This window comes from Plantactinospora sp. B6F1 (genome assembly GCF_040120695.1).
GTDB lineage: Bacteria > Actinomycetota > Actinomycetes > Mycobacteriales > Micromonosporaceae > Plantactinospora.
Genome location: NZ_JBEEAC010000013.1, coordinates 1 through 14,846 on the forward strand (window position 1 = coordinate 1; position 14,846 = coordinate 14,846).

At 72.5% G+C, this 14,846-nt stretch carries 9 protein-coding genes and 3 pseudogenes; 4 read left to right on the forward strand and 8 right to left on the reverse strand.

The features are described 5' to 3' along the window. Positions 1 to 58 precede the first annotated feature (58 nt). Positions 59 to 1,006, forward strand: a complete 948-nt coding sequence (locus tag ABNF97_RS17930; protein WP_349339190.1) for an endonuclease domain-containing protein — start codon at positions 59 to 61, stop codon at positions 1,004 to 1,006. Between the two features lie 144 nt (positions 1,007 to 1,150). Here the strand turns inward: ABNF97_RS17930 and ABNF97_RS17935 are convergent, their stop codons facing one another. After that, positions 1,151 to 1,864, reverse strand: a complete 714-nt coding sequence (locus tag ABNF97_RS17935; RefSeq protein WP_349339191.1) for a hypothetical protein — start codon at positions 1,862 to 1,864, stop codon at positions 1,151 to 1,153. Positions 1,865 to 1,899: 35 nt separating this feature from the next. On the opposite strand from ABNF97_RS17935, the gene ABNF97_RS17940 reads away from it, so the two are divergent. Continuing rightward, entirely contained in the window at positions 1,900 to 2,577 is a 678-nt protein-coding gene (locus ABNF97_RS17940) for a TetR family transcriptional regulator (protein ID WP_207230641.1), read from the forward strand. 57 nt (positions 2,578 to 2,634) lie between these two features. On the opposite strand, the gene valS is transcribed toward ABNF97_RS17940, so the two are convergent. Next, the gene (valS, locus tag ABNF97_RS17945) at positions 2,635 to 5,247 is read right to left on the reverse strand and encodes a valine--tRNA ligase (RefSeq protein ID WP_349339192.1); all 2,613 of its coding nucleotides are present in this window, start codon (positions 5,245 to 5,247) and stop codon (positions 2,635 to 2,637) included. An 89-nt stretch (positions 5,248 to 5,336) separates the two neighbouring features. Here valS and ABNF97_RS17950 point away from each other — a divergent pair, with 89 nt between their 5' ends. After that, entirely contained in the window at positions 5,337 to 6,257 is a 921-nt protein-coding gene (locus ABNF97_RS17950; RefSeq protein WP_349339193.1) for an aminoglycoside phosphotransferase family protein, read from the forward strand. A gap of 60 nt (positions 6,258 to 6,317) precedes the next feature. On the opposite strand, the gene ABNF97_RS17955 is transcribed toward ABNF97_RS17950, so the two are convergent. From ABNF97_RS17955 to ABNF97_RS17970, 5 genes and pseudogenes are all read right to left on the reverse strand, one after another. Next, entirely contained in the window at positions 6,318 to 8,228 is a 1,911-nt protein-coding gene (locus ABNF97_RS17955) for an ABC transporter ATP-binding protein (RefSeq protein ID WP_349339194.1), read from the reverse strand. Between the two features lie 191 nt (positions 8,229 to 8,419). Then, positions 8,420 to 10,207: pseudogene (locus ABNF97_RS17960) on the reverse strand (ABC transporter ATP-binding protein); the annotation flags it as partial. 141 nt (positions 10,208 to 10,348) lie between these two features. Further along, complete coding sequence (locus ABNF97_RS17965; protein WP_486484986.1) at positions 10,349 to 10,852, reverse strand: methylated-DNA--[protein]-cysteine S-methyltransferase; 504 nt, start codon at positions 10,850 to 10,852, stop codon at positions 10,349 to 10,351. A gap of 5 nt (positions 10,853 to 10,857) precedes the next feature. Continuing rightward, a pseudogene (locus ABNF97_RS34220) lies at positions 10,858 to 11,280 on the reverse strand (DNA-3-methyladenine glycosylase family protein); the annotation flags it as partial. Between the two features lie 77 nt (positions 11,281 to 11,357). Then, a pseudogene (locus tag ABNF97_RS17970) lies at positions 11,358 to 12,453 on the reverse strand (bifunctional transcriptional activator/DNA repair enzyme AdaA); the annotation flags it as partial. 169 nt (positions 12,454 to 12,622) lie between these two features. Here ABNF97_RS17970 and ychF point away from each other — a divergent pair. Continuing rightward, on the forward strand, positions 12,623 to 13,711 hold the full coding sequence (gene ychF / locus ABNF97_RS17975) for a redox-regulated ATPase YchF (protein ID WP_130464915.1): 1,089 nt from the start codon (positions 12,623 to 12,625) through the stop codon (positions 13,709 to 13,711). A 455-nt stretch (positions 13,712 to 14,166) separates the two neighbouring features. Here the strand turns inward: ychF and ABNF97_RS17980 are convergent, their stop codons facing one another. Continuing rightward, positions 14,167 to 14,748, reverse strand: coding sequence for a Uma2 family endonuclease (locus tag ABNF97_RS17980; RefSeq protein WP_349339196.1), 582 nt, complete (start codon positions 14,746 to 14,748; stop codon positions 14,167 to 14,169). Positions 14,749 to 14,846: the final 98 nt, after the last annotated feature.

Here is a 14,846-nt window from a genome sequence, read left to right on the forward strand (position 1 = left end):
GGGGGGGGGGGGGGGGGGGGGGGGGGGGGGGGGGGGGGTGGGGCGGTGGGACCGGTCGGTGCTGCCCGATCAGGACGGCGCCGAGTTCGACTGGTTGGTGTTCGAGCAGGCCGGTGTGGTGACGAGCCGGCAGGCGACGGATTCGCTCGGCAGGGCCACGGTTCGGGGCCTGGTGCGATCCGGCCGGTGGCGCGCGATATGCCGCAATGTACTGCTCACCGGCAACGGCCGGCTCACCCGCGACCAGCAGTTGTGGGTCGCGGTCCTCGCGGCGGGCAGCGACGCCGTACTCGCCGGTGCCACCGCGGCGGCCGAGGCGGGCGTACGCGGACTCCGGCAGGAGCCGCTGCACGTGCTCATCCCCGCCAACCGGCAGGTGTCCGGCATCCTGCGCCGGTTGCCCCTCGACATGCCAGCCGTCCTGGTGCGGCGCACCACGATACTGCCGGATTCACACCTACAGGTTGCCCGGCCAACGCGTACCAGCGCAGCCCGGGCCCTAGCCGACGCGGCGGGGTGGGCACGCTCGGACGACGAGGCACGGACCGTCCTCGCGGCCGGTTGTCAGCAGCGCCGTACCACGGCCGGCGAGATCCGGGGCGTGGTGGTGGAGTTGCCGAAGCTACGGCGTCGACGGTTGATTCTGCGCACTCTCGACGACATCGAGGGCGGCGCTCACGCGTTGTCCGAACTGGACTTCGTGGCGCTGTGTCGCCGGTTCCGCATTCCGCCACCCGACCTACAGCAGCGTCGCGTGGACGCTGGCGGGCGGGTCCGCTACCTGGACGTGTACTGGCGGCGGTGGCGGCTGCACGTCGAGATTGACGGCGCGCACCACATGGACGTCCGGCACTGGGCCGCCGACCTGCGTCGACAGAACGACATCTGGATCGCCGGGGACCGGATACTGCGCTTTCCCGCGTGGTTGGTCCGCAGCCGACCTGCGGAGGTAGCCGAGCAGGTAAGGGCCGGACTGAGCGCCGCCGGCTGGCGCGGGGAGCCCTGACGGCCCGGCCCTCCGGCCTTCCTGGTTTCCGGCTCTCCGGGCCCCGTCGCCGCAGCCCTCGGTCGTCGCGGCCTCCGGTTGCTGCGGCCCCCCGACCGCCCCGGCTGACGGTTCCGGCTGACCGTCCCGGCCCTCTGGAGCCGGTCAGGTCGCGCCCGGGGTGGTGGCCGACGGAACGAATTCGTCGGTTTCCCGGAGCAGCCGCACGCTGTACGCCACGATCCAGAGCAGCCAGAGCAGCCAGCCGACCAACCCGAACAGCGCGAGCGGGTTGACCCCGTCGGCGCCGTACGGGCTGGCGGTGGCGGCGAGGAAGAGCAGCGCTGCGCCGGCCAGCCCGACGCCGGCATGCCAGCGTTCGACGAGGCCGGCCCGCCGGCCGCTGACGGAGAGGCCCAGCAGGGCCGCCGCCAGGAAGATCTGGTTGAAGCCGAAGAGTGCGTTGTGCAGGCCCCATAGCCCGGCGACGGTACCGAGCCCGGCCACGGCACCGGGGTCGTGGGTCGCGGTCGCGGCGACGGCCAGCCGGGTGGCTCCGACGCCGGCGAACGCGACGCACTGCATGAGGATGCCGGCGAGGCCGACCACGGCCCAGCCCTCGCTACGCGCCCGGTCGTGGCGCCACAGCGCGGCGAAGACTCCAGCGGCGAAGATGGTGGCCAGCAACCAGGCCGTGGGCAGCAGGGCGGAGGTGAGACGGAGTGCGTTCGACTCTCCGGCGTGGACCGTGGCTATCTCGTCGAACCCCACCGCGTCGGAGGGGTTCGGAAAGCCGGCCGAGAGCAGCACCAGGTTCCCGCCGAGCAGCAGCAGTACGAAGCCGATGCCGGAGAATCCGGCCAGCCGGGCGAAACGCATGGGAACCGCCTTCAGTTGACTTTACGGAGCTTATATTGAATATAAGCGGCGACAAGAAGGAGAACAAGATGGCGGCGGTGCCGGAACGGCGGCGTTACGACTCGCTGGTCCGGACCGCGCAGGCCGACGAGACCCGCCGGCAGATCGCCGGGGCGGCCCGCCGGCTCTTCCTCGCCCGGGGATGGGCGCGGACGACCGTCCGGGACGTGGCCCGCGAGGCCGGCGTCTCGGTCCCGACGGTCTACTCGGCGTACGGCAACAAGACGGGCCTCGCCATCGCGCTGATGGACGCCGCCGACCTGGCCGCCGATCCCGACCGGCTGGCGGCGGACCTGGCGGCTGCCGCCGACCCGTCCGGCCAGCTCGCGGTCTCGGTCGCCTTCCACCGGCGGCTGTACGAGCGGGCCGGAGACGTGATCCTGCTGCTCCGCGAGGGCGGCCGGACCGAACCGGAACTGGCCGCCGCCTACCGCGAAGGACCCCGGCGCGGCGAGGAGGCGTTGCTCGCCCTCTTCACCTCGTGGCCCGCCGGCACGTTCTCCGACGGCGTCGACCCGCGCTCCGCCGTCGACATCTACGGCGTGATCTGCGGCATCGACGCGTACACCGAGCTGACCGCCGGGCGCGGCTGGTCGCCCGACCGGGTCGAGCGCTGGTGGACCGACCTGCTCAGCCGCGAGCTGCTGCGGCGACCGCCCCGCCCGACGGGTTAGGCAGGGCCCCTTCCACACCAGAAAGCGACAGGAAGGGGCCCTTCCTTACAGCCGCTGTCAGAAGGCGCAGGCGATGACGAGTTCCGGGGTGCGGTCCGGGAGGAAGTCGAGCCTGCCGATCCGGCCGGCCGCCCTCAGGTCACCGGCGACGGTGGCGAGCTGTTCCAGCATCGCCGCCGGGCCGAGCGCCTCGGCCAGCGGGATCTCGGTACGCATCGACACCTTCCGCTCCGACTTCGCCCGCCGCACCTGGGTCAGCGCCGCGCCGGCCAGCTCCAGCAGGGCCGGGTCGCCGTCGGCGGCCACCCGCGCCAGCTCGTACGTCGTCGGCCACGGCGAGCGGTGCACCGAGCCGTACCGCCACCACGACCAGACCTCCTCGGTGACGTACGGCAGGAACGGGGCGAACAGCCGCAGCAGCGTGCCGAGGGCGGCGGAGAGCGCGGCCCGGGCCGACTCGGCAGCCGACCCCTCCCCGTAGGCCCGCTCCTTCACCAACTCGATGTAGTCGTCGCAGAACCGCCAGAAGAACGCCTCGGTGACCTGCATCGCCTCGGTGTGGTCGTACCGGTCGAAGGCGGCGGTGGCACCGGCGACCACCCTGGAGAGTCCGGCGAGCATCGACCGGTCCAGCGGCTCGGTCGCCGGCGCCCGCAGGGCGTCGCCGGCACCGAGACCGAGCGCGAATCGGGAGGCGTTGAGCAGCTTGGTGGCGAGCCGCCGGCCGATCCGGATCTGGCCCGGGTCGAACGCCAGGTCGGTGCCGGGCCGCCCGTTCGCCGCCCAGTAGCGGACCGCGTCCGGGCCGTGCTCGGCCAGCAGCGCCAGCGGAGTCTGCACGTTCCCCTTCGACTTGGACATCTTCTTGCGGTCCGGGTCGAGGATCCAGCCGGAGAGCACCGCGTCCCGCCAGGGCAGCACCCCGGCCTCCAGGTGCGAGCGGACCACGGTCGCGAACAACCAGGTACGGATGATTTCCTGCCCCTGTGGCCGTAGGTCCATCGGGAAGACCCGGGAGTACAGGTCGGGGTCGTCGAGCCAGCCGCCGACGATCTGCGGGGTCAGCGACGAGGTGGCCCAGGTGTCCATCACGTCCGGGTCGGCTGTGAAACCGCCCGGCTGGTCGCGCTGCACCTCGGCGTAGCCGGCCGGGACGTCGGAGGTCGGGTCGACGGGTAGCGCCGACTCGTCCGGCGTCAGCGGCTGGGCGTAGTCCGGCTCGCCAGCATCGTCGAGCCGGTACCAGACCGGGAACGGCACCCCGAAGTAGCGCTGCCGGCTGATCAGCCAGTCACCGGTCAGCCCGCCCACCCAGTGCTGGTAGCGGTGTCGCATGTGCGCCGGCACCCAGTTCAGCTCGTCACCCCGGTCGAGCAGTGCGGCCCGCAGTTCGGCGTCCCGGCCGCCGTTGCGCAGATACCACTGCCGAGTCGAGATGATCTCCAGCGGGCTGTCGCCCTTCTCGTAGAACTTCACCGGGTGGGTGATCGGCCTCGGCTCGCCGTCAAGGTCGCCGGAGCCGGCCAGCAGCTCCGCGATCCGCCGCCGGGCCGCGTTGACCTTCAGCCCGGCGAGTTCCGCGTACTCGGCCGGGTCGACGCCGGCGGGTGGCTCGGGCAGCAGCCGGCCGTCCCGACCGATCACCACCCGGGCGGGCAGCCGCAGCTCCCGCCACCAGGTCACGTCGGCGAGATCACCGAAGGTGCAGGTCATCACCAGGCCGGTGCCCTTGGCCGGATCCGCCATTGGGTGGGCGTAGACGCTCACCTCGACCCCGAACAGCGGGGTGCGGACCGTGCCGCCGACCAGGTCGGCGTAGCGCTCGTCGTCGGGGTGGCAGACCAGCGCCACGCAGGCCGGCAGCAGCTCGGGGCGGGTGGTCTCGACGTGCACGTACGGGTCGTCGCGGCCGGGGCCGGGGCCGATCGGGGTACCTGCACTGCCCGGCCCGGACGCCACCACCTCGAACCGGATCCGGTGGTACGCCCCCGGCCGCTCCCGGTCCTCCAGCTCCGCCTGTGCCACCGCCGTGCCGAAGCCGACGTCCCAGAGCGCGGGCGCCTCGGCCGAGTACGCCTCACCCCTGGCCAGGTTCCGCAGGAACGCCCGCTGCGCGGTCGCCCGGGCCGTCCGCCCGATCGTGGTGTAGGTCAGCGACCAGTCCACCGACAGCCCGAGGCGGCGCCACAGTTCCTCGTAGACCTGCTCGTCCTCGGCGGTCAGCGAGGCGCACAACTCGACGAAGTTGCGCCGCGAGATCGCCACCGGGTTCTTCCGGGCCTCCTCGTCGACCGGCCGGCGCGGCGGCCGCCAGTCCGGGTCGTACGGCAGGCTCGGGTCGCAGCTCACCCCGTAGACGTTCTGCACCCGGCGCTCGGTGGGCAGGCCGTTGTCGTCCCAGCCCATCGGGTAGAAGACCGTCCGGCCGCGCATCCGCTGGAACCGGGCCACCGTGTCGGTGTGGGTGTACGAGAAGACGTGCCCCATGTGCAGTTCGCCGGATACGGTCGGCGGGGGAGTGTCGATCGAGTACACGTCCGACCGGCTCTTCGTCCGGTCGAAGGCGTACGTCCCCTCCTCCTGCCACCGCTGGGCCCACTTCTCGGCCAGCCCGTCCAGGCTCGGCCGCTCGGGCACACCGGTGCGCTGGTTCCGCGCGGTATCCGTCATTGGCCGATGGTATGGGAGACGGCCGGGCGGCCGACCGGGATTTCCGCACCGCCGGATAGCGTGGACGCCGTGATCTCGGAGGCGACGACATGATCTCGGATGCGCTGGCCCGCAACGCCCGACAGGTGTGGGGAGCGGACGGCGTCCGTTGGCTCGCCGAACTGCCCGGGGCGCTCGCCGAGGTGGCCGCCGACTGGGGGTTGACCGTCGGGGAACCGTTCGACCTGTCGTTCCACTACGTCACCCGGGTGACCTGTGCCGACGGCCGGTCGGCGGTGCTGAAGCTGGGGGTGCCGAGCGGCCGGTCGCTGCGTACCGAGGCAGCCGCACTGGCCGGGTTCGCCGGCCGGGGCGCCGTACGCCTGCTCCGGGCCGACCTCGACCGGGGTGCCCTGCTGCTGGAGCGGGCCGAGCCCGGCCGGCGGCTGCGGGACCTGGTGCCCGGCCGGGACGCCGAGGCGACCTCGGTGGCGGCGGAGTTGCTGCGTCGGCTCGCCGTGCCGCCGCCGGCCGACTGCCCGCTGCCGGATCTCTCGACCTACATCGCCGGCTTCGACCGGTACCTGGCGGCGTGGGGAGACGGCGGGCCGCTCCCGGCCGACCTCGTCGGCCGGGCCGGCGGGCTGATGCGCGAGCTGTGCGCCTCGGCGACCGGGCGGGTGGTGCTGCACGGCGACCTGCACCACGACAACATCCTGCGCGCGGAGCGCGAGCCGTGGCTCGCCATCGACCCGCACGGGCTGGTCGGCGATCCCGGGTTCGAAGTCGGGGCACTGCTCTACAACCCGGAGCCGGACGACCGGGATCCGGCGTTGACCGCGCTGGTGCCGGCCCGGGTCGAGCAGCTCGCCGACCTGCTGGCGATGCCGGTGGACCGGGTGGTCGGCTGGGGCTTCGTGATGGCGGTGCTGTCGGACGTCTGGTCGGCCGAGGACTGGAAACCGGGCGACGCCTCGCCGGCCAGCCGGGCGTTGGACGTGGCACGCCTGCTGCTGCCCCGGCTGGGCTGAACCCTCCCGGGTCGGTAAGTGCAGCCCTTTCGGGTCGGTCTGTGAGCCCTTTCGGATCGGTCAGCGCAGCAGGGAGTCCTGCCACTGCCGGTGCAGGGCGGCGTACCGGCCGCCCCCGGCGATCAGGGCTTCCGGCGGGCCGTCCTCGACCACCCGGCCACCGTTCAGCACCAGCACCCGGTCCGCGTGCTCCACCGTGGACAGCCGGTGGGCGATGACGATGGCGGTCCGGTCGGCGAGGATGGTACGCAGGGCCCGCTGCACCAGCCGTTCGCTCGGAATGTCCAGCGCCGAGGTGGCCTCGTCCAGGATCAGCACCGCCGGGTCGGCCAGGAACGCCCGGGCGAACGCGACGAGCTGCCGCTGGCCGGCGGAGAGCCGGCCGCCACGCCGGTGCACGTCGGTCGCGTACCCGGCGGGCAGCGCGGCGATGAAGTCGTGCGCGCCGATCGCGGCCGCCGCCGCGACCACCTCCTCGTCGTCCGCGCCCGGCCGGCCGAACCGGATGTTGTCCGCCACCGACCCGGTGAAGAGATGGTTCTCCTGGGTGACCATGACGACCGCCCGGCGCAGCTCGGCGTCGGCGACGTCGCGCAGGTCGACGCCGTCGAGCGTGACGGTGCCCCGGGTCGGGTCGTAGAACCGGGCGACCAGCTTCGCCACCGTCGACTTCCCGGCCCCGGTCGCACCGACCAACGCCACCGTCTGACCGGCCGGGATCGACAGGGTCAGCTCCGGCAGGACCGGGGTGGCGGCGCGGTAGCCGAAGGTCACCGACCGCAGTTCGACGGCCCCCCGGGGTGGCCCGCTCGGCAGCGGGCGGGGCGTGGCCGGTTCCGGTACGCCCGGCCGCTCGTCGAGGACCCCGGCCAGCTTCTCCAGCGCGGCCGTGGCGGACTGGAGCGCGTTGTAGAACTGGCTCAACTCCTGCATCGGCTCGAAGAACCGGCGGAGGTAGAGCAGGAACGCGGCGAGTACCCCGATCTCGGCGTGCCCGTCCAGCACCCGCATCCCGCCGTACGCCAACACCACCGCGATGGTCACGTTGCCGATCACCTTGATCGCCGGGGAGTACGTGGCGATCAGCCGGAACGCCCGCAGGTTCGCCCTCCGGTGGTCGTCGTTGACGGTGCCGAAGATCTGCTGGTTGCGCGGCTCCCGCCGGAACGCCTGCACCGCCCGGATCCCGCCGAGCGACTCGACGAAGTGGACGATCACCAGCGCGACCGTCTCCCGGGTGCGTCGGTACGCCGACGCGGAGGCCCGGGCGAACCAGCGGGACAGCAGGAGCAGGAACGGGAAGGCGAGCAGGGTGACCACGGCCAGCGGCGGATCCAGCCAGAGCAGGACGCCGGCCACCGAGACGATGGAGAGCACGGCGAGCACCAGGTCGTCGATGCCGCCGTCGACCAGTTCGGCGATCGAGTCCATGTCGGTGGTCAGCCGGGCCACCAGCCGGCCGGAGGTGTAGCGCTCGTGGAAGCTGACCGACAGCCGCAGGAAGTGGTCGTAGACCCGGCGCCGCAGGTCGAGCAGGATGGCCTGGCCGATCCGGGTGGAGAGGGTGAGGAAGCCGCGCTTGCCGGCGTACTCGGCCCCGGCGGCGACCCCGAACGCGGCCGCCACCGCGACCAGCGGACCGGGGTCACCGGCCCGCAGTGGCCCGATCGTCCGGTCGATGCCGAGCATCACCAGGTATGGCCCGGCCATCCCGGCCGCGTTCTGGAGCAGCAGCAGGGCCACCGCCAGGCCGATCAGCCTGCGGTGCGGCCGGATCAGCGAGCCGAGCAGGAGCCGGCTGCGGCTGCGGAGCCTGGCCATGCCCTGCGTGGTGCCGGTCTCGGCGGCGGTGCGATCCGCCTCCGGGTCGGCGGCTATGCCGCGCCACCGGGCCAGATCCGCGGCGGTGGCTGTCGGGGCGTCGGCCGGCTCGGCCGCCGTCGCGCCGTTGACCGGGCCGGTCGCCGTCATGACCGGACGAGTCCCAGGTCGTCGGTATCCTCGGCGGCCACACCCGCCCGGATCTCCGTGGCGGCTGCGGCGGTGCGGATCTCCCTGCCGGCCGCGGCTGGCCGGATCTCCCCGTCGGCCGCGGCGGGGCAGGCCTCCCCGTCGCCCGTGGCGGTGCGGCTGCCCTCGGCGGCCGTGGCGGTGCAGCTGCCCTCGGCGGAGAGGACCGCCCGGTAGGCGGGCACCTCGCGCAGCAGGTCGGCGTGGGTGCCGACGGCGGCGATCCGGCCGTCGGCGAGCAGCGCCACCCGGTCGGCGATGGCGACGGTCGAGGGCCGGTGCACCACCACCAGCGCGGTGGTGTCCCGGAGCACCCGGGCCAGTGCCCGCTCGACCAGCGCCTCGGTGTGTACGTCCAGCGCCGACAGCGGATCGTCGAGGACCAGCACTCCGGGCCGGCCGAGTACCGCCCGGGCCAGGGCCAGCCGCTGCCGCTGACCGCCGGAGAGGGAGAGACCCTGCTCGCCGATCCGGGTATCCAGACCCCACGGCAGGTCGTACACGAAATCGGCCCGGGCCACGGCGAGCGCGGCGCGTACCTCGTCGTCACCGGCGTCCGCCCGGCCCAGGGTGAGGTTCTCCCGGACGGACATCGAGAAGAGCGTCGGTTCCTCGAACGCGATGCCGACCCGGCTGCGCAGCGAGTCGAGCCGGATGTCCCGGATGTCCCGCCCGTCCAGGGTGACCCGGCCGGCCGTGACGTCGTAGAGGCGCGGTACCAGCGACAGCAGGCTGGTCTTGCCGCAGCCGGTGGCGCCGACGATGGCCAGCGTCTCGCCAGGCTGGACCGTCAGGTCGACCCCACGCAGCACCGGAGGACCCTGCGGATAGCCGAACCACACCGCCTCGAACCGGAGTGCGCCGCCCCGGCCGGTGCCGCCGGTCGCGGGCAGCACCACCGCGCCCGGCCGGTCGACGACCGTCGGGCGGGTGTCGAGCACCTCGTAGATCCGATCGGCGGCGGTCATCGCCTCCTGAGCGTTGGCGATGATCCAGGCGAGCGACTCGATCGGCCAGATCAGCATCAGTTGCAGGCTGACGAAGGCGACCAGTCCGCCGATGGTCAGCGCGCCGTGCGCGACGGCCACCGCACCGGCGACCAGCACCGCCGCCAGGGTCAGGTTGGGGATCAGGTCGAACTGCGCGGAGGTACGGGCCAGCAGCCGGCCCTTGCCGGTCGCGGTGTCGTGCAGCGTACGGCTGCCGGCCGCGAACCGTCGGGTCATCTCCGGGCGCTGGCCGAACGCCTTGACGGTGCGGATGCCCTGCGCGGACTCCTCGATCAGGGTGGCCAGGTCGCCCTGCTCGTCCTGAAGTCGCCGGGCGGCCAGCAGATAGGCCCGGGTGAACCGGCGGCTCGCGACGAACAACGGCACCGCGCCGGCCGCCACCAGCAGTCCCAGGCCGGGATGCAGCGTGATCAGCAGGGTCACCACGGCGAGGTAGGTGGTGACGTTCACGATGAGGAAGAGCAGCCCGAAGGAGAGGAAGCGCCGGATCACCGACAGGTCGCTGGTGACCCGGGAGAGCAACTGGCCGGACTGCCAGCGGTCGTGGAAGCCGATGTGCAGCCGTTGCAGGTGTGCGTAGATCTCGTCCCGGATGGTGGCTTCCATGCCGACCGCCGACGAGGACTGCGCCCACCGCCGGATGAAGATCAACGCTGCTTCGGCGAGCCCGAGCAGCAGCGCCAGCCCACCGAGCCGGAGCAACCCGCCGGGGTCGCGGTGCGCGATCGGCCCGTCCACGGCCCGCTGCACGACCAGCGGTACGGCGATGCTGGCGCCGGTCGCCGCGAAGGCCGCGAGCAGCAGCCAGACAAGTTGACCACGGTACGGGTGGAGGTAGCGTCGCAGCCGCCAGAGGTTGCGGGGCAGCGGATTGCCGGGCAGCCGGAGCCGGCCCCGGACCGTGGGCTCGTCGTCACGGTCCGGCACCATGCCCTGACGTTAACGGCAAATCCCGCGTCCGACCCAGTCGTGTTGTTGTCACCTGGTGTCATCAGGTCGCGCCGGTCGGGCGTTGCCTGGCTGGTCGACGTCGGACGAGAGCCGACGTCCCGGACGGTACGGCCGCTGCGCTCAGCCGACGTCCGGCCGGCGCTCGTGCGCGAGCAGCCACGTCTTCACCGGCAGCCCCCAGCGGAAACCGCCGAGGCCCCCGTCGGTACGCAGCACCCGATGACACGGTACGAAGAGCGCGGCGGCGTTGCGGGCGCAGGCCATCGCCGCGGCCCGGACCGCCCGGGGCCGGCCGCAGAGCTCGGCGAAGCCCGTGTAGGTGATCGGTTCGCCGGGCTTGACCCGCCGCAACGTCTCCCAGGCGTGGGCCAGGAACTCGCCGTCGGTGTGCTGTGCTACCGGTACCGCGTCGATCGCGGCAAGATCGCCGTCCAGGTAGGATCGTACGGCCGCGCTGACCGGACCGAGTTCGGACCGCTCCCGGACCTCCCGGCGAAGTCGGGGGTGCACCAGGCCGAGCAGGTTGGCGCTGTCCGTGGTGAAGCCGGCGGCATGCACCACGCCCTCCGGGTCGGCGAGGACGGTCAGTGGTCCGATCGGGGTCTCGATCCGGCTGCTGTACATCTCGTTCACTCTGCTCTCCATAGTCTGATCACCGCGTAGGAGCGCCAGGGCCGCCAGCGGCCGGCGTACGCGTCGAGGCTCTTCGGGTCGTCGGGGAGGCCGAGCGCCGCGGCGCCCCGGCGTACCCCGAGGTCGGTGGGGAGGAAGACGTCCGGGTCGCCGATCGCCCGCATCGCGACGTAGCCGGCGGTCCAGGCACCGATGCCGGGCAGCGCGGTCAGCCGGTCGAGCAGTTCCGCCCGGTCGGCGCCGGGATCCAGGTCCAGCTCACCGGCGGCGACCGCCTCGGCCAGCCGGCGAATCGTCGCCCGCCGGGCGCCCGGCATGCCGAATGCGGAGTCCGGCAGCGCCAGCACCTCCTCGGCAGTCGGGAACGCCCGCAGCCCGCCGGACCCGCCCGAGATGTCGCGCCGATCAGCGGTGCCAGGCTCGATCGGCACCTCCGGCCCGCGACGGTCGTCCGGTGTGCCCGGGTTGTCGGGGCCGGCCGGCCCGCAGGCGGCGGCGAGCCGGGCCAGCACGGTACGGGCCCCGGCCACCGAGACCTGCTGGTTGACGATCGCCCGGACGGCCATCTCGAAGCCGTCCACCGCACGCGGTACCCGGATGCCGGGCTCCTTCGCCACCGCCTCGGCGAGCGCCGGATCGGCGCCGAGTACGCCGTCCACCGCCTCCGGGTCGGCGTCCAGGTCGAAGAGGCGGCGGCAGCGCGCCACCGCCGGGGCCAGGTCGCGGACGTCGGTGAGCCGGAGGGTGGCGGCGACGTACCCGGGCAGTGGGGTGAGGGCGATCTCGGCCGGCCCGTTCGGCAGTCGCAGGCCGCGACGGTACGACCCGGCCTCGACCGCCTCGATCCCGGGCACCGCCCGCAGGGCGAGGAAGTCCAGCAGCGCGTCGGCGTGCAGCGGTGCCCGGTAGGCGAGCCGCAGCGCGATCGTCCCCGCTGTGCCGTGCTGCCCCGGACCCACCGACGCCGGCAGGTCGGGGCCGCCGCCACGGACCGTCCGGGCGGCGCGGCGGCCGGTGACACCCCCCGAGCGGCGGACGGCGTTGCGCAGTTGGGACGGCGCTACCGCGTACACCTGGCGGATCGTGTCGTTGAACTGCCGCACGCTGCCGAAGCCGGCGGCGAAGGCGATCTCGGCGAGGCCGAGGTCGGTCGTCTCGACCAGGATCCGAGCGGTCTGTGCCCGCTGGGCCCGGGCCAGTGCGAGGGGTCCGGCGCCGACCTCCGCGACCAGCATCCGGTTCAGGTGACGTTCGGTGTAGCCGAGCCGGCCGGCCAGCCCCGGTACCCCCTCCCGGTCGACCACGCCGTCGGCGATCAGCCGCATCGCCCGGCCGACGACGTCGGCCCGGACGTTCCACTCGGGTGATCCGGGTGCGGCGTCCGGTCGGCACCGCCGGCAGGCGCGCAGCCCGGCCCGCTGTGCGGCGGCGGCCGACGGGTAGAACCGGACGTTCTGGCGGTTCGGGGTCGTCGCCGGGCAGGACGGCCGGCAGTAGATGCCGGTCGAGGTGACGCCGGTGTAGAACCAGCCGTCGAACCGCTGGTCCCGGCTGTCGACCGCCCGATAGCACCGTTCGAAGTCCAGCTCCATGCCTTCGATGGTGCCGGGTGCCGGACCGGATGACTCGCGGAAATCGGACCTGACCGTGTGTACCTCCAGATGGTTGCCGCTCCAGGCGCCTCCGTAGACTTCACCCCGGGCCCGGGCCGGTGGACCACACCAGGTCGCGGGAGGCTACGAGAGAGGCAGTCCCGTTCGCATGACTTCACTGACCATCGGCATCGTCGGCCTGCCCAACGTCGGCAAGAGCACGTTGTTCAACGCGTTGACCAAGAACGACGTACTCGCGGCGAACTATCCGTTCGCCACCATCGAGCCGAACGTCGGGGTGGTCGGCCTGCCGGACGGGCGGCTGGAGCAGCTCGCCGAGATCCACGGCTCGCAGAAGATCATCCCCGCACCGGTCTCCTTCGTCGACATCGCCGGCCTGGTCCGCGGCGCGTCGAAGGGGCAGGGCCGGGGCAACGCGTTCCTGGCCAACATCCGGGACGCCGCCGCGATCTGCCAGGTCGTCAGGGTCTTCTCCGACCCGAACGTGGTGCATGTCGACGGCAAGGTCTCGCCCGGCGACGACATCGAGACGATCAACACCGAACTGATCCTGGCCGACCTGCAGACCATCGAGAGGTCACTGCCCCGGCTGGAGAAGGAGGCGAGGGTCCGCAAGGACCGGGCCGCCGCCGTCACCGCCGCGAAGAAGGCGGCCGAGCTGCTCGACACCGGCGTCACCCTCTACGCGGGTGCGGCGGGCGCCGGGGTCGAGGTGGCCGAGCTGCGCGAGCTGCACCTGCTGACCACCAAACCCTTCCTGTACGTCTTCAACGTCGACGAGGCGGAGCTGAACAACGCCGACCTGCTCGACGAGTTGCGCATGCTGGTCGCCCCGGCCGAGGCGATCTTCATGGACGCCAAGGTCGAGTCGGAGCTGACCGACCTCCCTCCGGACGAGGCACGGGAGCTACTGGAGTCGATCGGGCAGTCCGAACCCGGTCTCGACCAGCTCATCCGGGTCGGGTTCCGCACCCTGGGGCTGCAGACGTACCTGACCGCCGGGCCGAAGGAGGCGCGGGCCTGGACCATCCCGATCGGGGCGACCGCGCCGGAGGCGGCCGGCGTGATCCACTCGGACTTCCAGCGCGGCTTCATCAAGGCAGAGATCGTCTCGTACGACGACCTCGTCGCCGCCGGCTCGATGGCCGCCGCGAAGGCCGCCGGCCGGGTCCGGATCGAGGGCAAGGACTACGTCATGCAGGACGGCGACGTGGTCGAGTTCAGGTTCAATGTCTGATTCCGGTCCAACGTCGTTTGGTCTGGGGCATGTGGCGGACTGTCTTTCAGCCGTTGCGATCGTCTCGGTGATCCGCGGCGACCGGCGGGCGGAGCGGGGGTGGTCGGCGCGGAGACTGTCGAGCTGGTTGCACGGGTGGGGCACGGAAGCCTGGGGTGCCGAGGGCGTGCTGCGGTTCGGCTCGACCGGCCGGCGATGCGGTTCGGCTCGACCGGCGGGCGGGACCGGGGTTCGGGCAGCCCGGGAGGGTGGGCGCACAGGCGGGGCAGCTCGACAGTCCTCCTCGGCGGGTATCCCGACCCCGCTGCCCGCCCGACGTCGGGAGATCGCCGGCTCGGAGATGCCCGGAAGCAACGGGTTACACGATCAACCTGTCAAAGACAGGGCAGCAGTTGCCGCCGTTATCTCTCGGACTACGCGACGTACATCCGCACCGACGCGGACCGTTGCGAGCCTCAGCCCCTGTGACCGGGCACCAGCCCGTCCAGATCAAGCGTGATTTCGAACGGCGTCGTGGCGCGAAGCTCGCGCCGGTGGATTCCGGTCGGCGCATACAACCGGGTGGGGCCGTCGAGTTCGTAGGAGTGCACAACTGGCAGGTCGTCTTCGTCCTCGACGCGCCAGTAGTGCGCGATACCGGCTTCCGCGTACTTGCGTAGCTTGACCGTCCGATCACGGTGCGCTGACTCTGGCGAGACCACCTCGACAACCAGAAGAACCTCGTCCGGTGCGTAGCAGGTGCGGTCAGGATCGTATGGCGCCGTGGTGACGAGAAGGTCAGGTTCGGGACGGTTCCATTCATCGAGACGAATCGTCATCTCCCGCTCGACCTCGATGCCCTCTGGTGCCTGTTTCGCCAGAGTGACCGCCAATGCGGTGACGAGCCGGCCGTGCCACGACCGTTGGGGGGACATCATGAAGACGAGCGCTCCATCGATGAGTTCGGTGTGCCGCGGCGCCTCGGGAAGTCGGTCAAGGTCATCGGCATGCCACCCCTCGGGGCGGGGCGGGCGCATCCACTCGGGCACCGCGGTCATTTCGTCACCGTAGCATTCGGTCATTACGCCCCGGATCGATCCGGGGCCGTGCAGTGCGTACCGAGCTGACCCGTTCTGGTCGGACGGGCTCAGCATCC